Source organism: Castellaniella sp. WN (assembly GCF_054457555.1).
Window position 1 is genome coordinate 1,656,294 of the sequence record NZ_JBTKZC010000001.1, and the last position, 19,053, is coordinate 1,675,346.

The window sequence follows — 19,053 nt, forward strand, 5'->3', positions numbered from 1 at the left end:
ATCAGAAGTTGAGCGACTGGCGGATGACGTCCACGCACAGGGACATCAGGCCGCCCGGCAGAATCCCCAGACCGATCACCAGCAGGCCGTTCAGGGACATCACGCCGCGCGTGGCCAGCGTGCCAGCGCCCAGCGTGACATTGTCCTCGGGCTCGTCGAAATAGGCCGTCTTCACCACACGCAGGTAGTAGAAGGCGCCGATCAGCGAACACATCACCGCGAACACCGCCAGCCAGACGTGACCGGCGCCGACCACGGCCTGCAGCACGACCAGCTTGGCGTAGAAGCCCGACAGCGGCGGAATGCCCGCCAGCGAGAACATGGACAGCAGCAGCACGCCGGCCAGCAACGGGTTGCGGCGATTCAGGCCCTTGAGATCCGAGATTTCCTCGCACTCGAAGCCCTGGCGCGACAGCAGCAGGATCAGGCCAAAAGTGGACAGTGTGGTCAGCACGTAGATGACCACGTAGAACAGCGAGGCGCCGTAGGCGGCGGCGCTGGCGCCGGCCTGGCCTTCGTACACGCCCGACAACAGGCCCAGGAACACGAAGCCCATCTGGCCGATGGTCGAGTAGGCCAGCATGCGCTTGAAATTGGTCTGGGCGATGGCGACGATGTTGCCGACGGCCAGAGAAAGCACGGCCAGGATCAGCAGCATCGGCTGCCAGTCCACCGCGATGTCGTGCAGGGCCTCGATCAGCAGGCGCAGCGTGATGACGAAAGCGGCGAACTTCGGAGCCGTACCCACCAGCAGCGTGACCGTGGTCGGCGCACCCTGGTAGACGTCGGGCGTCCACATGTGAAAGGGCGCGGCCGTCATCTTGAAGGCCAGACCCGAGACGATGAACACCACGCCGAACACCAGCGGCATACGGTCGGCGCCGCCATCGCGGATCACCTGGGCGATCTCGGCCAGGCCCAACTGGCCGGTGGCGCCGTAGATCATGGACATGCCGTACAGCAGGATGCCGGACGCCAGGCAGCCCAGCACGTAGTACTTCATCGCGGCCTCGGTGGAGGCCAGGTGATCGCGGCGCAGGGCCACCAGGCCATACAGGGCGAAGGACATCAGTTCCACGCCCAGGTACACCGTCAGCATGCTGCCGGCCGAGATCATGACGAATTCGCCCAGCAGGGTCAGCAGCGCCAGAGAATACATTTCCCCGCCGCGCGCCACCATGTCGCGCTTTTCAGCATAGGCACGACCGTAGATCAGCGTCACGCCGACGGCGATGGCCGACAGGATCTTCAGGAAGTGGCCCAGCGAATCGGCCACGTACAGGCTGCTGAAGGTGCGGCCCCGCGTATCCTCGCCCCACTGCCCCCAGGACACCAGGACGACGACCAGCAGCGTGCCCATGGTCAGCATGAACGTCATGCGCCGCGTGGGCTCGTTGCCGAAGGCGTCGATCAGCAGCACGGCCCCGGTCAGCACCAGCAGAACGATCTCGGGAGTCGCCAGCGCGAAGTCGAAAAGATTTTGCATAGTGTTTCCGGCCTACAGTTTCGAGATGGACACGTGCTGCAGCAAGGCTTGCACCGAGGGATGCATCAAGTCCGTGAAGGGCTTGGGATAGATGCCCATGAACAGCGTCAGGATGGCCAGCAGGCCCAGGATCAGGAACTCGCGGCTGCACAGGTCGGACATGCCGTCCACCTGTTCGTTGGCCACCGGGCCGAAGGCCACGCGCTTGACCATCCACAGCGAATAGCCCGCGCCCCAGATCAGCGCCGAGGCGGCCAGCAGGCCGATCCAGAAGTTGTACTGCACCGCGCCCAGGATCACCGTGAATTCGCCGATGAAGCCGCTGGTGCCCGGCAGGCCCGCGTTGGCCATGGAAAACAGCACGAAATACGTGACGAAGCGCGGCATGCGGTGCACCACCCCGCCGTAGGCGTCGATGCGGCGCGTGTGCAGGCGATCGTACATGACGCCGATGCACATGAACATGGCGCCCGACACGAAGCCGTGCGAGATCATCTGGATGATGGCGCCTTCCAGGCCGGTGACGTTGAACAGGAAGAAGCCCAGGGTCACGAAGCCCATATGCGCCACGGACGAATACGCCACGAGCTTCTTCATGTCGTCCTGGACGATGGCGACCAGGCCGATGTAGATCACCGCGATCAGCGACAGCGCGATCATCAGGCCGGCCAGGCTGTGCGAGGCGTCGGGCGCGATCGGCAGCGAGAAGCGCAGGAAGCCGTAGGCGCCGAGCTTCAGCATGATCGCCGCCAGCACGATGGAGCCGCCCGTGGGGGCTTCGACGTGGGCGTCGGGCAGCCAGGTGTGCACCGGCCACATCGGCACCTTGACCGCGAAGGCCGCCAGCAGCGCCACGAAGATGAAGACCTGCTCGGTGTAGCTCAGGGGCAGCTTGTGCCAGGTCGCCACGTCGAAGGACCCGCCCGAGGCGTGCCACAGGTAGATGAAGGCGATCAGGGTCAGCAGCGAGCCCATCAGCGTGTAGAGGAAGAACTTGAAGGCCGCATACACGCGGTTCGGGCCGCCCCAGGCGCCGATGATGATGTACATCGGGATCAGGGTGGCTTCGAAGAACACATAGAACAGCATGCCGTCCAGGGCGCAGAACACCCCGATCATCAGGCCCGACAGGATCAGGAAGGCGGCCATGTACTGGGCCACGCGCGACTTGATGACTTCCCAGCCGGCCAGCACCACGATGATGGTGATGAAGGCCGTCAGCAGCACGAACCACACCGAGATGCCGTCGATCCCCAGGTGGTAGTTGAGGTTGAAGGCCTCGATCCACGGCGTCTTTTCGACGAACTGCATGTCGGCCGTGTCCGGGTTGAAGCCGGTGTACAAGGGGATGGTCACCAGCAGCCCGGCGATGGAGCCGACCAGCGACAGCGCGCGGGCCGGTCCCGGATTGTCGTCCCGGCCGACCAGCAGCACCAGCAGCCCGAAGAAGATCGGGACGAAGATCGAGAGGGTCAGCCAGGGGAGTGTAGAGGACGCCATTTCGCTAGCCATCAGTGAACCATCAAGACGAAGAAAGTGAGAAACACCATGATGCCGATGATCATGGCGAAGGCGTAGTGATAGATGTAGCCGGACTGCAGCAGACGGGCCGTGGCGGCCGCGGCCCCCACCAGCCGCGCGCTGCCGTTGATGATCAGGCCGTCGATCAGGCCGCGGTCGCCGCCCTGCCACAGCCCGCGCCCCAGGGCACGGGTGAAGCGGGCGATGACGTTCTCATTGAACCAGTCGAAGTAGTACTTGTTGTCCAGCAGGCGGTAGATCGGGGCCAGGCCGCGCGCGAACGCCGCGGGCACCGACGGGTTCACCAGCCAGCAGTACCAGGCGACCACGAAGCCGGCCAGCAGCAGCAGGAACGGCACCGAGGTGAAGCCGTGCAGCGCGAAGGCCACCCAGCCGTGCCATTCGTGGGCCAGTTCGGCCATGGCCGGATGGTGGGAAGCGACCGTGATGGCCTTGCCGAAGTAGCCGTCGAACAGCAACGGGTCGATGAACCAGACCCCGGCCACCACCGACATCACCGCCAGCAGCACCAGCGGCAGCGTCACCACCCAGGGCGATTCCTTGGGCAGGCCGCCGCCGTGGTGGTCGTCGTGGCCGTGATCGCCATGACCGTGCGCATGCGCGTCGTGGCCATGGGCCGCCAGGGTACGGCCTTCGTCATGATGGACGTGGGCCGGACCGTGCTTCAGGTCGAAGCGTTCCTTGCCGTGGAAGACCAGGAAGTACAGGCGGAAGGAATACAGCGAGGTCACGAACACGCCGCACAGCGTCGCGTAGTAGGCGAAGCTCGCCCCCCAGACATTGGCCGCGCCGGCGGCCTCGATGATGTGTTCCTTGGAATAGAAGCCCGAGAAGAACGGCGTGCCCACCAGGGCCAGCGTGCCGATCAGCATGGTGATCCAGGTGATCGGCATGTACTTGCGCAGGCCGCCCATGTGGCGCATGTCCTGGTCGTGGTGCATGCCCAGGATGACCGAGCCCGCGCCCAGGAACAGCAGCGCCTTGAAGAAGGCGTGCGTCATCAGGTGGAAGATCGCCACCGGGTAGGCCGAGGCGCCCAGCGCCACCGTCATGTAGCCCAGCTGCGACAACGTGGAATAGGCCACCACGCGCTTGATGTCGTTCTGCACCACCCCGAGGATGCCCAGGAACAGCGCGCCGAAGGCGCCGATCACGATGATGACCGACAGCGCCGTGGGCGACATCTCGAACACGGGCGAGAAGCGGGCCACCATGAAGATCCCGGCCGTCACCATGGTGGCGGCGTGGATCAGCGCGGAGATCGGCGTCGGGCCTTCCATGGAGTCGGGCAGCCAGACGTGCAGCGGCGCCTGGGCGGACTTGCCCATGGCGCCCACGAACAGCGCCAGGCAGGCCACGGTCAGCAGGTGCCATTCGGTGCCCGGGAACAGCAGGCCGGAAAGCCGGTCCACCTGGGCGAAGACTTCCGCGTAGTTCAGGCTGCCGGTGTAGGCGTACAGCAGGCCGATGCCCAGCACGAAGCCGAAGTCGCCCACGCGGTTCACCATGAAGGCCTTCAGGTTGGCGAACACCGCCGACGGCCGGCCGTAGTAGAAGCCGATCAGCAGGTACGACACCAGGCCCACGGCTTCCCAGCCGAAGAACAGCTGCAGCATGTTGTTCGCCATCACCAGCATCAGCATGGAGAAGGTGAACAGCGAGATGTACGAGAAGAAGCGCTGGTAGCCCGGATCGTCGGACATGTAGCCGATGGTGTAGATGTGCACCATCAGCGACACCGAGGTCACCACCACCATCATCAGCGCCGTCAGCGGGTCGATCAGGAAACCGATCTCGAACTTGACCGGGCCGATCATGGACCAGGTGTAGACCGTGCCTTCGAAGGTCTGGCCGTCCAGCACCTGCTGCAGCACCAGCAGCGAGCCGGCGAAGGACACCGCCACCCCCAGGATGGTCAGGACGTGCGAGCCGCGGCGACCCAGCCACGACCCGAGGAAGCCCGTGCCGAAGAGACCGGCAACCACGGCGGTGGCCAGCGGCGCCAGGGCGATCAGGAGATACAGATTCTGTGCGGACATGGCTGGACTACCCCTTCAGCGAGTCGAGCTTGTCGACGTTGATGGTGCTGAGATTGCGGAACAGGAGCACCAGGATCGCCAGCCCGATGGCGGCCTCGGCGGCAGCCACGGTCAGCACGAAGAACACGAAGATCTGCCCGGCGGGATCGCCCGATCCGATGGAAAAGGCGACGAAGTTCATGTTGGCCGCCAGCAGGATCAGTTCGATCGACATCAGCAGCACGATCAGGTTGCGGCGGTTCAGGAAGAAGCCGAACACGCCCATGGCGAACAGGATCGCCCCGACGATCAGGTAATGGCTCAGGCCTATGGTCATTTTTGGGCTCCTTCGGATTGCGCGTCGGCCGTCTCGACCTGCGCGGGAATGCTCACCAGGCGCACCCGGTCGGCGGCGCGCACGCGCACCTGCTTGCCGGGATCGGTGCGCTTGTAGTCGGCGCGCTTGCGCATGGTCAGGGCGATGGCGCAGATCATGCCCACCAGCAGCACCACCCCGCCGATCTCGACGGCGTAGGCGTACTGCGTGTACATCGCCGTGCCCAGGGCCAGGGTATTGTCGAAATCGTCGGCCGGGGTCGGCAGCGCCGGGGCGTCACCCCAGGAGCGCAGCAGCACGAAGGCCATTTCCAGCACCATGATCCCGCCAATGGTCAGGCCCAGCGGCAGATAGACCTTCAGGCCCTGTTTCAGGCCCTCGGTGCGCATGTCGAGCATCATGACGACGAACAGGAACAGCACCATCACGGCGCCGACGTAGACGATCACCAGCACCAGCGCCAGGAATTCCGCCTGGATCAGCATCCACATCATGGACGCGGTGAAGAAAGTCAGGATCAGGTGCAGCACCCCGGTTACGGGGCTGGAGGCCGTGATGACGCGGAACGCCGCCACGACCAGCACGATGGCCAGCAGGTAGAACAGAACGGTATCGAAACTCATGGTCGGTGTTCCCGGCATCAACGATAAGGCGCGTCGGCGGCGCGGCGAGCCGCGATTTCCGACTCGTAGCGGTCGCCCACGGCCAGCAGCATGTCCTTGGTGTAGTACAGGTCGCCGCGCTTTTCACCGTGGTATTCGTGCAGGTGCGTCTCCACGATGGCGTCCGTGGGACAGGCTTCCTCGCAAAAGCCGCAGAAGATGCACTTGGCCAGATCGATGTCATAGCGCGTGGTGCGGCGCGTGCCGTCCTCTCGCTGGTACGATTCGATCGTGATGGCCAGGGCCGGGCAGACGGCTTCGCACAGCTTGCAGGCGATGCAGCGTTCCTCGCCGTTGGCGTAGCGGCGCTGCGCGTGCAGGCCGCGGAACCGCGGCGAAGCCGGCGTCCTCTCCATCGGGTAGCGCAGCGTGATCTTGCGCTTGAAGAAGTATTTGCCCGTCAGGCGCATGCCTTCGAGCATTTCCTTCAGCATCAGGCTGCCGAAGAAATCCTTGATCGCTTCCATCTCGTACCCCTTACTGCCAGATGTTCCAGGGCGTCTGCATCCAGATCGCCACCACCACCAGCCAGATCCCCGTCAGGGGAATGAAGACCTTCCAGCCCAGGCGCATGATCTGGTCGTAGCGGTAGCGCGGAAACGTCGCGCGGAACCAGATGAACATGGACACCACCACGAAAGTCTTCAGGCCCAGCCACAGCCAGCCCGGCACCCAGGTGAAAGGCGCGAAGTCCAGCGGCGCGGCCCAGCCGCCCAGGAACATGATCGAGGCCATCGCCGACAGCAGGATCATGTTGGCGTATTCGCCCAGGAAGAACAGCGCGAAGCCCATGCCGGAATATTCCACCATGTGGCCGGCCACGATTTCCGATTCGCCTTCGACCACGTCGAAGGGGTGGCGGTTGGTTTCCGCCACCGAGGACACGACGTAGATCACGAACAGCGGCAGCAGCGGCAGCCAGTTCCAGGACAGGAAACTGAGGCCCATGCCGGCGAAGTAGCCGACGGTCTGGCCCTCGACGATGCCCGACAGGTTCAGCGTGCCCGACACCAGCAGCACCGTGACCATGACGAAGCCGATGCCCAGTTCGTAGGACACCATCTGCGCCGAGGCGCGCAGCGCGCCCAGCAGAGCGTATTTCGAGTTCGACGCCCAGCCGGCCATGATGACGCCGTAGACCTCGACCGAAGTGATGGCCAGGATGAACAGCAGGCCGGCGTTGACATCGGCCAGGACGACTTCGGGCTGGAAGGGAATCACGGCCCAGGCCGCCAGCGCCGGCATCAGCGTGACCACGGGGGCCAGGATGTACAACACGCGGTTGGCCTTGGAAGGGACGATCAGTTCCTTGGTCAGCAGCTTGAACACGTCGGCGAAGGGCTGCAGCAGGCCGCGGTAGCCCACCCGCGTGGGCCCCAGGCGCACGTGCATGGCGCCGATCATCTTGCGCTCCCAGTACGTCAGGTAGGCCACGCACAGGATGATGGGCACGGCGATGACGACGATCTTCACCAGCGTCCAGACCACCAGCCAGGGGGTCTCGCCGATCAGGCCGGCGCCGAAGGCGTTGAGGGTGTTCAACCAGTCCATTAGCGACGCTCCACCTGGATTGCGCCCGAGCCCATGCCCAAGGCGGCGGTCTGTTCAAAGGCTCCGGCGATGCGCACGGCCCCGTCGGCCACCGTGTCGTCCAGGGCGGCTTCCAGTTCGGCCGAACCGTGGACCGTGGACACGCGCACGGCGTCCCCGGCCGACAGGCCCTGCGCCCGCAGCGTGGCGGCATTCATCGCCGCGCGCGGCGGCGCGGAATTGATGTGCTCCTGCAGCGGCTGCGAACGGCGCACCAGCGCGTCGGTGCGGTAGATGGGCAGCTCGGCCACGCGCTCCAGGCCGGCGGCCGGCGCCGGCGCGGCCGGCGCCAGGCGGATCTCGTTGGACAGGCGGCCGTCCAGGCCCCCCACCATCACGGTATCGCGCACCGATTCGGAGGTTTCGTCATCGAAGCCCTGCAGATCCATCAGGTTGCCCAGCACGCGCAGGACCTTCCAGGCCGGGCGGGTATCGCCCACCGGGGCGGCCACGCCCTTGAAGCTCTGCACGCGGCCTTCGGCGTTGACGAAAGTGCCGGACGTTTCGGTGAAGGGCGCGACCGGCAGCATCACGTCGGCCCAGTCCTCGGCCGCCGAACGGAAGGCCGTGAAGGCCACCGCCATGGCCGAGCCCTGCAGCGCGCGCACGGCGCGCTCGCCCAGTTCGCTGTCCAGGCGCGGCTCGGCGTGCAGCACCAGATAGGCCTTGAGGGGTTCGCCGCCCAGCATGCGCCGGGCGTCCAGGCCGCCGTCGGCCGGCACGGCGCCCGCCAGGTAGCCGCCCACGGTGTTGCCGCCGGGGGTCAGGAAGCCGAAGCGCCCGCCCGCCAGCGTGGCGATGGCCTGGGCGTTGGCCGCCAGTTGCGCGGCCTGGTCGTCGGCCAGCGCCAGGTTGCCCATCAGCACCGCCACCCGCTCGCCGGAGGCGAGGCTGGCGGCGATGGCGCGCGCGGGCTCGCCCGGCCGCACGCCGGACAGGCTCTCGGGCGCGGGCCGGGATTTCAGTTCAGCCAGAGCGACGGCGATCTCGGCCAGCGCCGGGACCAGCGCCGAGGGCTTGACCGTCAGGCGGCCGGCGACCGGCACCAGGGGATCGGCGGCGACGCTGTCCACCAGGGACAGCTGCATGCCGCGCTTGGCCGCCTGGCGCAGGCGCTGCGCCAGCAGCGGATGATCCTTGCGCAGGAAGGAGCCCACCACCAGGGTGCGGTCCAGGGTGTTCAGGTCGGCGATCGGCATGCCCAGCCAGGGCGCGCCCGAACGCACGGCGTCGAAGGCCGCGCCGTCGCCGCGCAGGCGGAAGTCGATATTGTCCGAGCCCAGGGCGCGCGTCAGGCGCGCCAGCAGGGCGAGTTCTTCCAGCGTGGCGGTCTCGGTGGCCAGCGCGCCGATCCGGGCGCCGCCGCCGTCCTCGCGCACCTGCTTCAGGCCGGTGACCACCGACTGCAGGGCGTCGGACCAGGAGGCCTCGTGCCACTGGCCGTCGCAGCCGCGCACCATCGGGTGCCGCAGGCGGTCGTCCGAATACAGGCCGGCGTAGGAGAAGCGGTCGCGGTCGCTGATCCAGCATTCGTTGACCGGCTCGTTTTCGAAGGGCACCACGCGCAGCACGCGGTCCATCTTGGTCTGCACCACCAGGTTGGCGCCCACGCTGTCGTGCGGGCTGACCGAGCGGCGGCGGGCCAGTTCCCAGGTGCGGGCGCTCATGCTGAAGGGCTTGGACAGCAGTGCGCCCACCGGGCAGACGTCGATCATGTTGCCCGACAGCTCGGATTCCACGGCCTCGCCCACGAAGGTGGTGATTTCGGAGAATTCGCCCCGGTTCAGCATGCCGATTTCCATGTAGCCGCCGATTTCCTGGCCCACACGGATGCAGCGGGTGCAGTGGATGCAGCGCTGCATCTGCTCGGCCGAGATCAGCGGACCCATGGGCTTGTGGAAGACCACGCGCTTGGGTTCCTTGTAGCGCGACGCCGATTCGCCATAGCCCACGGCCAGGTCCTGCAGCTGGCATTCGCCGCCCTGGTCGCAGACCGGGCAATCCAGCGGATGGTTGATCAGCAGGAATTCCATGACCGCGCGCTGGGCATCGATGGCCTTGGGCGAACGGGTGTGCACCACCATGCCGTTGGTGACCGGCGTGGCACAGGCCGGCAGGGCCTTGGGCGCCTTTTCGACTTCGACCAGGCACATGCGGCAGTTGGCCGCGATGCTGAGTTTCTTGTGATAGCAGAAATGGGGGATATACAGGCCCGCCGCGTGGGCTGCCTGGATGACCATGCTGCCTTCTGCGGCTTCGACCTTAAGCCCGTCGATGGTGAGTTCTACCATGGCGTGTCCTGACCCTACAGATACTTGGCGACCACGCAGTCCTTGTGGTCCACGTGGTGCACGAATTCGTCGCGGAAATGCTTGATGAAGCTGCGCACGGGCATGGCGGCCGCGTCGGCCAGGGCGCAAATCGTGCGCCCCATCATGTTGTGCGCCACGGAATCCAGGGTCTCGATGTCCTCCATCGTGCCCTGGCCGTGTTCCATGCGGTTCATCATGCGGTACAGCCAGCCGGTGCCCTCGCGGCAGGGCGTGCACTGGCCGCAGGACTCCTCGAAGTAGAAGTACGACAGGCGCATGAGCGACTTCACCATGCAGCGGGTCTCGTCCATGACGATGACCGCGCCCGAGCCCAGCATGGAGCCGGCCTTGGCGATGGAGTCGTAGTCCATGTTGGTCTGCATCATGATGTCGGCCGGCAGCACCGGGGCCGAGGATCCCCCCGGGATCACGGCCTTGAGCTTGCGCCCGCCGCGCATCCCGCCCGCCAGTTCCAGCAGCTTGGAAAACGGCGTGCCCAGCGGGATTTCGTAGTTGCCGGGGCGCTCGACGTCGCCCGAAATGGAGAAGATCTTGGTGCCGCCCGCCTTTTCGACGCCGACTTCGGCGTAGGCCTGGGCGCCCATGCTGATCACCCAGGGCACGGCCGCGAAGGTTTCCGTGTTGTTGATCGTGGTGGGCTTGCCGTACAGGCCGAAGCTGGCCGGGAACGGCGGCTTGAAGCGCGGCTGGCCCTTTTTGCCTTCCAGGGATTCCAGCAGCGCGGTTTCCTCGCCGCAGATGTAGGCGCCGAAGCCGTGGTGCGAGTGCAGCTGGAAGCTGAAGCCCGAACCCAGGATGTTTTCGCCCAGGAAACCGGCTTCGCGGGCTTCTTCCAGGGCCTGCTCGAAGCGCTGGTGGATCTGGAAGATCTCGCCGTGGATGTAGTTGTAGCCCACCGACGCGCCCATCGCGAAGCCGCCGATGATCATGCCTTCGATCACGGCGTGCGGGTTGTAGCGCAGGATGTCGCGGTCCTTGAAGGTGCCGGGCTCGCCTTCGTCCGAGTTGCAGACGACGTATTTCTGGCCGGGGATGTTGCGCGGCATGAAGGACCACTTCAGGCCCGTCGGGAAGCCCGCGCCGCCGCGGCCACGCAGGTTCGAGGCCTTCAGTTCGGCGATCACGTCGTCGGCCGTCATGCCCGACAGGACCTTCTTCAGGGCCTCGTAGCCGCCGCGCGCCATGTAGTCGCGGATGCCCCAGTTGTTCCCGTCCAGGCCGGCCAGGATCTGCGGCTGGATGTGGCGGCCGTGGAAGATCATGCTGCGGGCGGGATCCCCGCCCAGGTCGGGCGCGAACGCGTCCGTGGAGAATTTCTGCAGTACGTCCAGAGCGCTCATGCGGATTCCTTCAGTTCACCGATCAGGGCGTCGATCTTTTCCGGCTGCATCCGGCAGCACATGTGCGTGCCGTTGGCCAGCATCACCGGCGCGTCGCCGCACGCGCCCATGCATTCGCCCTCGACCAGGGTGAAGAGGCCGTCCGGCGTGGTTTCGTGGAAATCGATGCCCAGTGTGCGCTTGAGGTGTTCGGCCGCCTGCGTGCCGCCCTGGAGCGCACAGGGCAGATTGGTGCAGATGGTCAGCGTATAGCGGCCCACCGGCTTGGTGTTGTACATGTTGTAGAAGGTCGCGACTTCCTGGACGGCGACCGGCGGCATGCCCAGGTAGGCGGCCACGTCGCGGATCACGTCCGGAGACACCCAGCCCTTCTCGCCCTGGGCGATCGTCAGCGCCGCCATGACGGCGGACTGCTTCTGGTCCGCCGGATACTTGGCGATTTCCCGGTCGATGTCCCGGTAGGCTTGTTCGGAAAGCAGCATAATCAGATTCCCTGTGATGTCCGCGCGGCTAGCGATCGATCTCGCCGAACACGATGTCCTGGGTCCCGATGATGGTGACCACGTCGGCGATCATGTGGCCCTTGGACATTTCCTCCAGCGAGTGCAGATGGGCGAAGCCCGGCGCGCGGATCTTCAAGCGGTAGGGCTTGTTGGCCCCGTCGGACACCAGGTAGATGCCGAACTCGCCCTTGGGGTGTTCCACGGCGGCGTAAGCCTCGCCCTCGGGGACGTGCATGCCCTCGGTGAAGAGCTTGAAATGGTGGATCATGTCTTCCATGCCCGACTTCATGCGCTCGCGCTTGGGCGGGGCGACCTTGTGGTTGCCGGTGATGACAGGCCCAGGATTGTTGCGCAGCCATTCCACGCACTGACGGATGATGCGATTGGATTCGCGCATTTCCGCGATGCGGCACAGGTAGCGGTCGTAGCAGTCGCCGTTCTTGCCCACGGGAATGTCGAATTCCAGGCGATCGTAGACTTCGTAGGGCTGGTGTTTGCGCAGGTCCCATTCGATGCCCGAGCCGCGCAGCATGGGGCCGGTGAAACCCAGCGCCAGCGCGCGTTCCGGCGAGACCACGCCGATGTCCACCAGGCGCTGCTTCCAGATGCGGTTGTCCGTCAGCAGGACCTCGTATTCGTCCACACAGGCCGGGAAGCGGTTGGTGAAGTCCTCGATGAAATCCAGCAACGAGCCCGAACGAGACTCGTTCATGGCGCGCAGTTCCTTGTCGGAGCGGTACTTCGAGCCCTTGTACTGCGGCATGGCGTCGGGCAGGTCGCGGTATACCCCGCCCGGGCGGTAGTAGGCCGCGTGCATGCGCGCGCCCGAGACCGCCTCATAGCAGTCCATCAGGTCCTCGCGTTCGCGGAAGGCGTACAGGAACACGGCCATGGCGCCCACGTCCAGCGCGTGCGATCCCAGCGACATCAGGTGGTTCAGGATGCGCGTGATCTCGTCGAACATGACGCGGATGTACTGCGCGCGCAGCGGGATTTCGATACCCAGCAGCCGCTCCACGGCCATGCAGTAGGCATGCTCGTTGCACATCATGGACACGTAGTCCAGCCGGTCCATGTAGGGCAGCGTCTGCAGGAAAGTGCGGGTTTCCGCCAGCTTTTCGGTGGCCCGGTGCAGCAGGCCGATGTGCGGGTCGGCGCGCTGGACGACTTCGCCGTCCAGTTCGAGCACCAGGCGCAACACCCCGTGCGCGGCCGGGTGCTGCGGGCCGAAGTTCAGGTTGTAGTTCTGGATTTCTGCCATGTCAGTACCGCTCTATTCCGTAGTGATCCTCGCGCACCACGCGCGGGGTGATCTCGCGCGGCTCGATCGTGACCGGTTGATAAACGACGCGTTTCTGCTCCGGGTCGTAGCGCATTTCCACGTGGCCGGAAATCGGGAAGTCCTTGCGGAACGGGTGGCCGATGAAGCCGTAGTCCGTCAGAATGCGGCGCAGGTCGGGGTGGCCTTCGAAGACGATGCCGTACAGGTCGAAGGCTTCGCGCTCGTACCAGTTGACCGAGGGCCAGATGTCCACCAGCGAGGCGATCACCGGGAAGATGTCGTCCGGCGTATACGCCCGCACCCGCAAACGCCAGTTGTGCGTCACCGACAGCAGGTGGATCACCACGGCGAAGCGCTGGGGATGCGGAGCGTGGGAGGCGTTGTAGGTGGGCGCCTTCCAGGCGGAATAATCGACCCCGCAGAGGTCGACGCAGGTCTCGAAGCGCAGGCTGGCGTGGTCGCGCAGCACGCGACAGGTTTCCACCCAGGCGTCGGCGGGCACCCGCAGCGTCAGTTCGCCCCGGTCCTCGGTCAGATCGGCCGAGGCCCCCAGGACCGCGCGCAGATTCGTGTCTAAAGTCTGTAGCCGTGTCATAGCGGTTGTATCAGCGGTGTTGGACGGCGCCGGGCGGGGCCTAGCGGGCGATGGTGTTGGTCAGGCGGATCTTGTTCTGCATCTGCAGCAAGCCGTAGACCAGGGCCTCGGCAGTGGGCGGACAGCCCGGCACATAGACGTCCACCGGCACGATGCGGTCGCAGCCGCGCACCACGGAATAGGAGTAGTGGTAGTAGCCGCCGCCGTTGGCACAGGAACCCATGGACACAACCCAGCGGGGTTCCGGCATCTGGTCGTAGACCTTGCGCAGGGCCGGGGCCATCTTGTTGCACAGCGTGCCGGCCACGATCATCAGGTCGGACTGGCGCGGGCTGGGGCGGAAGATGATGCCGAACTGGTCCAGGTCGTAGCGCGCCGCGCCGGCGTGCATCATCTCGACCGCGCAACAGGCCAGGCCGAACGTCATGGGCCACAGCGAGCCCGTCTTTGCCCAGTTCAGGAACTTGTCCGCGCTGGTGGTGATGAAGCCTTTGTCCATGACACCTTCGATAGCCATGATGAACCCCCGTTTATTCCCAATCCAGCGCGCCGCGCCGCCATTCGTAGATGAAGCCGACCGTCAGCACGCCGAGGAAGATGGCGACCGTCCAGAAACCCACCATGCCCACCACGCCATTGGCCATGGCCCAGGGGAAGAGGAAGGCGATTTCCAGGTCGAACATGATGAACAGGATGGCCACCAGGTAGTAGCGCACGTCGAACTTCATGCGCGAATCGCCGAAGGTCTCGAAGCCGCACTCGTAGGCCGACAGCTTTTCGGGATCCGGCACGTTCCGGCCCAGCAGGCGGCCCGCGCCCAGCAGGGCCGCGCCGATCAGCGTGGCGACGATGATGAAAAGCAGCACGGGAAAGTACTGTGCCAGATTCATGAGCAGCCCCTGTTCAAGAAGATCAAACTACGGGATTGTAGCATTTCGACAAGCCCGATCGCCGGGAAAACCCGGAGTGGAAACATATTCGAGATCAAAAATTTCAGAAGATCATGGGATGCCTTTCAAGCGCCTGAAAACGCGCATCCCGCCTGGATGGCGGGATGGAGAAGCGCGGCGGGCAGGCACATGTTCAGCGAGACGGATTTGGGTTCGAGCTCGAAACGCATGAGCTCGAACCGCCCCGGCCCGCGTCCTCCCAATCGCCCGCTGGCGCGGCTCATCGGGCCAGGGATCCGGCATGCAGGCAGGCCTCAAATGCAAAAACCACCCCGAAGGGTGGTTTTTGCATCGGGAGCCGAGGCCCCCGTCGTTCGTGACGGCCCGGCGAACCGGGCCGCATCGCAAGCGTGGACGAGCCACGCGAGGCGATTAGAACTTGTGGTTCAGGCCAACACCGGCTTCGGTACCCTTCAGGTCCTTGACGTAGCCCAGGTTCTTGCCGTAGGAAGCGTAGGTGTAGACACCGGTACGCTTGGACAGCGGGTAGAAGTAGTTGATCTGGTAGGTGCTGATGCTGCCGGCAGTGCCGTCGGCCCAGTGGTCGTCCAGATTGGACGTGGAGTAGTTCCAGCCAGCGTACAGGGTGCCGCCACCGATCGGGGCGCTCAGGCCGACGTGGTAGTTGTTGGACTTGAGGTCAGCGTAAGCAACATCCAGCGCATCATTCAGCCCGTCAACACCCGAACCCCAGCCCAGCTTGCCATGACGGTCCTGGCCATAAGCCAAGGACAGTTTAACGACTTCGAAGTCGTAAGCAGCGTTGACGTTCCAGCTGGTGATGGCGTTTTCGTTCTCCGTCTGGCCGCTACGATCATAGCTGGCGCCAGCGCTGATCGGACCATTGGCGTAGGTCAAGCCCACGGACACGCGCGACGTACGCTCACGGGAACCCGGCTCAGCATCCGTCAGCTTGGTACCATCCCAGATGGACTTGACAGCTGCAAAACCTTTGCCGTCCACACGATCAATCGCATCATTGCCTTCGGAACCGTACAGAGCGATCAGCTTGAAGCCAGCGAAATCAGGCGTCACGTACTTGAAGGAGTTGTCGATACGGTTGGCGTAGCCCACGCCACCGAAAACCTTGTCCATATCACCCAGGTTCCAGCCGTTGGCGGCCAGGTCGCCCACCATCACGCCAGCGGAGTACTGACGGCCCATGGTGAAGGTACCCCAGTTGTCGCTGGACAGGCCCACGAAGGCTTGGCGGTGGAATTGCCGGCTGCTGGAACCGTTACCGGTGCCCAGATCAAAGCCTTGTTCCAGTTGGAAGATGGCGCGCAGACCGTCGCCCAGATCTTCGGAGCCCTTCAGGCCGAAGCGGTTGCCGTTGACGGTACCGCTGCGCAGACCCGAGGTCTTCGAGGTGACGTCAGCGCCAGCGTGGTCGTACTTGTAGCTTTGGTAGCCGTAGCCGGTATCCACGATACCGTACAGCGTCACGGACGTTTCCGCTTGAGCAACGCCAGCGGTGGCAAAGCCGGCCAGCAGAGCAGCAGCGAGCAGAGTCTTTTTCATGTAAGAAATCTCCGTAGATTTGTGTGAATCAGAGCAGGCCAACAACATCCCTTGCTGCTGCTCTTCCAACTCCGCGATGGGAAGTTGTAGGTATTGCATCAAAAATCCGGGACGAACGCCACGTTGGGCGGGACAAAACGGCCAGTTTCCCGGGAAGTCGTTGCATGTTCACAACACCAGTCCGAACGATCCGGACTTGAGTCAGGGATTACCCTGAATTGGTATCCAGACGTGAAAGTTTGGATCAGCCTCTCCCGGACGCGCGTCCGATCCGTCCGGAGATCGATTTTCCGTTTGTTCACGATGGAACCTCTGTCCGGCCTTCGAGGCGCGCCGCAATGAAATCGCTCTCAATAGACAGCCGGTCATTCGTCATGGCCCCCCCTCCTGGCGGCCTTGCCCCTCGCGGACTATTCGCGCTTCATGCATACGGTGGAGATGTCCACCCGGAGGACTTGTCGCGTCGTATCATCACGGCCATCGCCACAGCCTTCCGGAGCCCCTCCTTGCCCGCCCTGAACAAGATCACCTGCGTCGAGGACTTCCGCCGCGTCGCGCGACGCCGCGTGCCGCGCATGTTCTACGACTACATGGATTCCGGATCCTGGACCGAGTCCACCTATCGCGCCAATGAATCCGACCTGCAGGCGCTGAAGTTCCGCCAGCGAGTGGCGGTGGACATCGCCCGGCGCAGCCTGCGGGCATGTCTGCTGGGCGAGGACGTCGCCATGCCGCTGGCCCTGGCGCCGACGGGCCTGACGGGCATGCAGCGCGCCGACGGCGAGATCCTGGCCGCCCGGGCGGCGGAGCGCTTCGGCGTGCCGTTCACGCTGTCGACCATGAGCATCTGCTCGATCGAGGACGTGGCGGCCCGCACCAGCCGGCCGTTCTGGTTCCAGCTCTATGTGCTGCGCGACCGGGAGTTCATCGGCCGGCTGATCGACCGCGCCCGCGCGGCGCGCTGCTCGGCCCTGATGGTGACGCTGGACCTGCAGGTGATGGGCCAGCGGCACAAGGACATCAAGAATGGCCTGTCCACGCCGCCGCGCCCGACGCTGGCCAACCTGGCGAACCTGGCGCTCAAGCCGCGGTGGTGCCTGGAGATGCTGCGCACGCCCCGGCGCGCGTTCGGCAACATCGTGGGGCATGCCAGGGGCGTGGCGGACATGCGTTCCCTGGCATCCTGGACGGAGGAACAGTTCGACGCCACGTTGAACTGGGGCGATCTGGCCTGGATCAAGGAACGCTGGGGCGGCAAACTGATCGTGAAGGGCGTCATGGATGAACAGGACGCCCGCCATGCGGTGGACGCCGGGGCGGACGCACTGGTGGTCTCGAACCACGGCGGGCGCCAGTTGGACGGGGCGCCCTCGTCGATCGCCGCCCTGCCCGCGATCGCCCAGGCCGTGGGCGATCGCATCGAGGTGCTGATGGACGGCGGCGTGCGCAGCGGCCAGGACACGCTGCGGGCCCTGGCGCTGGGGGCGCGCGGCGTGCTGGTCGGCCGGGCGTTCCTGTACGCGCTGGCCGCCTACGGCGAAGCCGGGGTGCTGCGCTGCCTGGAACTGATGGCCAACGAGCTGGACGTGACCATGGCCTTCTGCGGCCGCACACGGATCCAGGACGTGGACCGGCGGGTGCTGGTGAATCCGGAAGCCGCATGCTGAACATCCTCTGGCTCGGATTCTTTCTCGTCTCGGCGGCGGCCGCGCTGTTCCAATGGCTCGTCCTGGGCGATCCGGACGTGTTCGCCCGCCTGATCGCCAGCCTGTTCGACATGGCGGACCTGTCGGTCAAGCTGATGCTGCTGCTGTTCGGCACGCTGACGCTGTGGATGGGCTTCCTGAAGATCGCCGAGTCGGCCGGACTGGTGGCCGGACTGGCCCGGCTGCTGGGGCCGCTGTTCCGGCGCCTGATGCCGGACGTGCCGGCCGGGCATCCGGCCCTGGGCCTGATCACGCTGAACTTCGCCGCCAACGCGCTGGGGCTGGACAACGCCGCCACGCCGATCGGCCTGCGGGCCATGCATGCGCTGCAGACGCTGAACCCGGAACCCAAGTCCGCCAGCAACGCGCAGATCCTGTTCCTGGTGCTGAACTCCTCGTCACTGACGCTGCTGCCCGTGACCATCTTCATGTACCGGGCGCAGCAGGGCGCCGCCGATCCGACGCTGGTGTTCCTGCCGATCCTGCTGGCAACCTCGGCCTCGACGCTGGCGGGCCTGCTGTCGGTGGCCTTCATGCAGCGGCTACGGCTGCATGATCCCGTGGTCCTGGCCTGGCTGGGCGGCGGCGCGCTGCTGCTGGGCGGCTTCATGGCGCTGCTGGCGTCCATGAGCGCGACCGCCGTGGCCGCCCTGTCCTCACTGCTGGGCAACCTGGTCCTGTTCGGAATCCTCGTCGTCTTCCTGGCCGCCGGCGCCTGGAAGCGCATTCCGGTCTACGAGCGCTTCATCGAGGGCGCCAAGGACGGCTTCGATGTGTGCAAGGGGCTGCTGCCCTATCTGGTGGCGATGCTGTGCGCGGTGGGCGTGCTGCGTGCCTCCGGAGCGCTGGACGTGCTGCTGGACGGCATCCGCTGGCTGGTGCATGCGGGCGGCCTGGACGCGCGGTTCGTCGACGCCCTGCCCACCGCCCTGGTCAAGCCGTTTTCCGGCAGCGCGGCGCGCGCGCTGATGATCGAGACCATGCAGCACAGCGGGCCGGACAGCTTCCCCGCCCTGCTGGCCGCCACCGTCCAGGGGAGCACCGAGACGACCTTCTACGTCCTGGCGGTATATTTCGGCGCGGTCGGCATCCAGCGCGCGCGCCACGCCGTGGGCTGCGCCCTGCTGGCGGACCTGGCGGGCGTGCTGGCCTCGATCGGAGTGTGCTACTGGTTTTTCGGGTAAAGGC

Annotated in this window: 17 protein-coding genes; 2 read left to right on the forward strand and 15 right to left on the reverse strand. The window is 65.4% G+C overall.

The window, feature by feature from the left end; translation table 11 throughout:
• Position 1: 1 nt before the first annotated feature.
• The 15 genes from nuoN to ACTPOE_RS07785 all read right to left on the reverse strand — a co-directional run bounded on the left by nuoN (position 2) and on the right by ACTPOE_RS07785 (position 16,159).
• Complete coding sequence (nuoN, locus tag ACTPOE_RS07715) at positions 2-1,486, reverse strand: NADH-quinone oxidoreductase subunit NuoN (RefSeq protein WP_458871635.1); 1,485 nt, start codon at positions 1,484-1,486, stop codon at positions 2-4.
• 12 nt (positions 1,487-1,498) lie between these two features.
• On the reverse strand, positions 1,499-2,986 hold the full coding sequence (locus ACTPOE_RS07720; RefSeq protein WP_458871636.1) for an NADH-quinone oxidoreductase subunit M: 1,488 nt from the start codon (positions 2,984-2,986) through the stop codon (positions 1,499-1,501).
• A gap of 11 nt (positions 2,987-2,997) precedes the next feature.
• Positions 2,998-5,067 carry an NADH-quinone oxidoreductase subunit L gene (gene nuoL, locus ACTPOE_RS07725; RefSeq protein ID WP_458871637.1) on the reverse strand — a complete coding sequence of 690 codons (2,070 nt, stop codon included), beginning with the start codon at positions 5,065-5,067 and terminating at the stop codon, positions 2,998-3,000.
• Between the two features lie 7 nt (positions 5,068-5,074).
• Positions 5,075-5,383: an NADH-quinone oxidoreductase subunit NuoK gene (nuoK, locus tag ACTPOE_RS07730; RefSeq protein ID WP_043680720.1), complete on the reverse strand. Its 309-nt coding sequence runs from the start codon at positions 5,381-5,383 to the stop codon at positions 5,075-5,077.
• On the reverse strand, positions 5,380-6,006 hold the full coding sequence (locus ACTPOE_RS07735; RefSeq protein ID WP_458871638.1) for an NADH-quinone oxidoreductase subunit J: 627 nt from the start codon (positions 6,004-6,006) through the stop codon (positions 5,380-5,382). The genes nuoK and ACTPOE_RS07735 overlap by 4 nt, the downstream gene beginning before the upstream one ends.
• A gap of 17 nt (positions 6,007-6,023) precedes the next feature.
• Positions 6,024-6,512, reverse strand: coding sequence for an NADH-quinone oxidoreductase subunit NuoI (nuoI, locus tag ACTPOE_RS07740; RefSeq protein ID WP_458871639.1), 489 nt, complete (start codon positions 6,510-6,512; stop codon positions 6,024-6,026).
• A gap of 10 nt (positions 6,513-6,522) precedes the next feature.
• Positions 6,523-7,596, reverse strand: a complete 1,074-nt coding sequence (gene nuoH / locus ACTPOE_RS07745) for an NADH-quinone oxidoreductase subunit NuoH (protein ID WP_458871640.1) — start codon at positions 7,594-7,596, stop codon at positions 6,523-6,525.
• Entirely contained in the window at positions 7,596-9,926 is a 2,331-nt protein-coding gene (gene nuoG, locus ACTPOE_RS07750) for an NADH-quinone oxidoreductase subunit NuoG (RefSeq protein ID WP_458871641.1), read from the reverse strand. Before nuoG ends, nuoH begins: the two co-directional genes overlap by 1 nt.
• A 14-nt stretch (positions 9,927-9,940) precedes the next feature.
• Entirely contained in the window at positions 9,941-11,230 is a 1,290-nt protein-coding gene (gene nuoF / locus ACTPOE_RS07755; protein WP_458872782.1) for an NADH-quinone oxidoreductase subunit NuoF, read from the reverse strand.
• A gap of 74 nt (positions 11,231-11,304) precedes the next feature.
• Complete coding sequence (nuoE, locus tag ACTPOE_RS07760) at positions 11,305-11,787, reverse strand: NADH-quinone oxidoreductase subunit NuoE (protein ID WP_458872783.1); 483 nt, start codon at positions 11,785-11,787, stop codon at positions 11,305-11,307.
• A gap of 31 nt (positions 11,788-11,818) precedes the next feature.
• Positions 11,819-13,072, reverse strand: a complete 1,254-nt coding sequence (locus ACTPOE_RS07765; RefSeq protein WP_458871642.1) for an NADH-quinone oxidoreductase subunit D — start codon at positions 13,070-13,072, stop codon at positions 11,819-11,821.
• Position 13,073: 1 nt separating this feature from the next.
• Complete coding sequence (locus ACTPOE_RS07770; RefSeq protein ID WP_458871643.1) at positions 13,074-13,688, reverse strand: NADH-quinone oxidoreductase subunit C; 615 nt, start codon at positions 13,686-13,688, stop codon at positions 13,074-13,076.
• Between the two features lie 40 nt (positions 13,689-13,728).
• Complete coding sequence (locus ACTPOE_RS07775) at positions 13,729-14,205, reverse strand: NuoB/complex I 20 kDa subunit family protein (RefSeq protein WP_043680684.1); 477 nt, start codon at positions 14,203-14,205, stop codon at positions 13,729-13,731.
• Positions 14,206-14,218: 13 nt separating this feature from the next.
• The gene (locus ACTPOE_RS07780) at positions 14,219-14,578 is read right to left on the reverse strand and encodes an NADH-quinone oxidoreductase subunit A (RefSeq protein ID WP_458871644.1); all 360 of its coding nucleotides are present in this window, start codon (positions 14,576-14,578) and stop codon (positions 14,219-14,221) included.
• A gap of 432 nt (positions 14,579-15,010) precedes the next feature.
• Positions 15,011-16,159 carry a porin gene (locus ACTPOE_RS07785; RefSeq protein ID WP_458871645.1) on the reverse strand — a complete coding sequence of 383 codons (1,149 nt, stop codon included), beginning with the start codon at positions 16,157-16,159 and terminating at the stop codon, positions 15,011-15,013.
• Positions 16,160-16,665: 506 nt separating this feature from the next.
• On the opposite strand from ACTPOE_RS07785, the gene ACTPOE_RS07790 reads away from it, so the two are divergent.
• Positions 16,666-17,826 carry an alpha-hydroxy acid oxidase gene (locus ACTPOE_RS07790; protein ID WP_458872784.1) on the forward strand — a complete coding sequence of 387 codons (1,161 nt, stop codon included), beginning with the start codon at positions 16,666-16,668 and terminating at the stop codon, positions 17,824-17,826.
• A complete protein-coding gene (locus ACTPOE_RS07795) occupies positions 17,820-19,049 on the forward strand; it encodes a nucleoside recognition domain-containing protein (RefSeq protein ID WP_458871646.1) in 1,230 nt (409 codons plus the stop codon). Before ACTPOE_RS07790 ends, ACTPOE_RS07795 begins: the two co-directional genes overlap by 7 nt.
• Positions 19,050-19,053: the final 4 nt, after the last annotated feature.

Bases quoted from the DNA above. Each gene is read 5' to 3' on its own strand.
- nuoN (WP_458871635.1), bottom strand. From the start codon at position 1,486: ATGCAAAATCTTTTCGACTTCGCGCTGGCGACTCCCGAGATCGTTCTG.
- ACTPOE_RS07720 (WP_458871636.1), bottom strand. From the start codon at position 2,986: ATGGCGTCCTCTACACTCCCCTGGCTGACCCTCTCGATCTTCGTCCCG.
- nuoL (WP_458871637.1), bottom strand. From the start codon at position 5,067: ATGTCCGCACAGAATCTGTATCTCCTGATCGCCCTGGCGCCGCTGGCC.
- nuoK (WP_043680720.1), bottom strand. From the start codon at position 5,383: ATGACCATAGGCCTGAGCCATTACCTGATCGTCGGGGCGATCCTGTTC.
- ACTPOE_RS07735 (WP_458871638.1), bottom strand. From the start codon at position 6,006: ATGAGTTTCGATACCGTTCTGTTCTACCTGCTGGCCATCGTGCTGGTC.
- nuoI (WP_458871639.1), bottom strand. From the start codon at position 6,512: ATGGAAGCGATCAAGGATTTCTTCGGCAGCCTGATGCTGAAGGAAATG.
- nuoH (WP_458871640.1), bottom strand. From the start codon at position 7,596: ATGGACTGGTTGAACACCCTCAACGCCTTCGGCGCCGGCCTGATCGGC.
- nuoG (WP_458871641.1), bottom strand. From the start codon at position 9,926: ATGGTAGAACTCACCATCGACGGGCTTAAGGTCGAAGCCGCAGAAGGC.
- nuoF (WP_458872782.1), bottom strand. From the start codon at position 11,230: ATGATCTTCCACGGCCGCCACATCCAGCCGCAGATCCTGGCCGGCCTG.
- ACTPOE_RS07765 (WP_458871642.1), bottom strand. From the start codon at position 13,072: ATGGCAGAAATCCAGAACTACAACCTGAACTTCGGCCCGCAGCACCCG.
- ACTPOE_RS07770 (WP_458871643.1), bottom strand. From the start codon at position 13,688: ATGACACGGCTACAGACTTTAGACACGAATCTGCGCGCGGTCCTGGGG.
- ACTPOE_RS07775 (WP_043680684.1), bottom strand. From the start codon at position 14,205: ATGGCTATCGAAGGTGTCATGGACAAAGGCTTCATCACCACCAGCGCG.
- ACTPOE_RS07780 (WP_458871644.1), bottom strand. From the start codon at position 14,578: ATGAATCTGGCACAGTACTTTCCCGTGCTGCTTTTCATCATCGTCGCC.
- ACTPOE_RS07785 (WP_458871645.1), bottom strand. From the start codon at position 16,159: ATGAAAAAGACTCTGCTCGCTGCTGCTCTGCTGGCCGGCTTTGCCACC.
- ACTPOE_RS07795 (WP_458871646.1), top strand. From the start codon at position 17,820: ATGCTGAACATCCTCTGGCTCGGATTCTTTCTCGTCTCGGCGGCGGCC.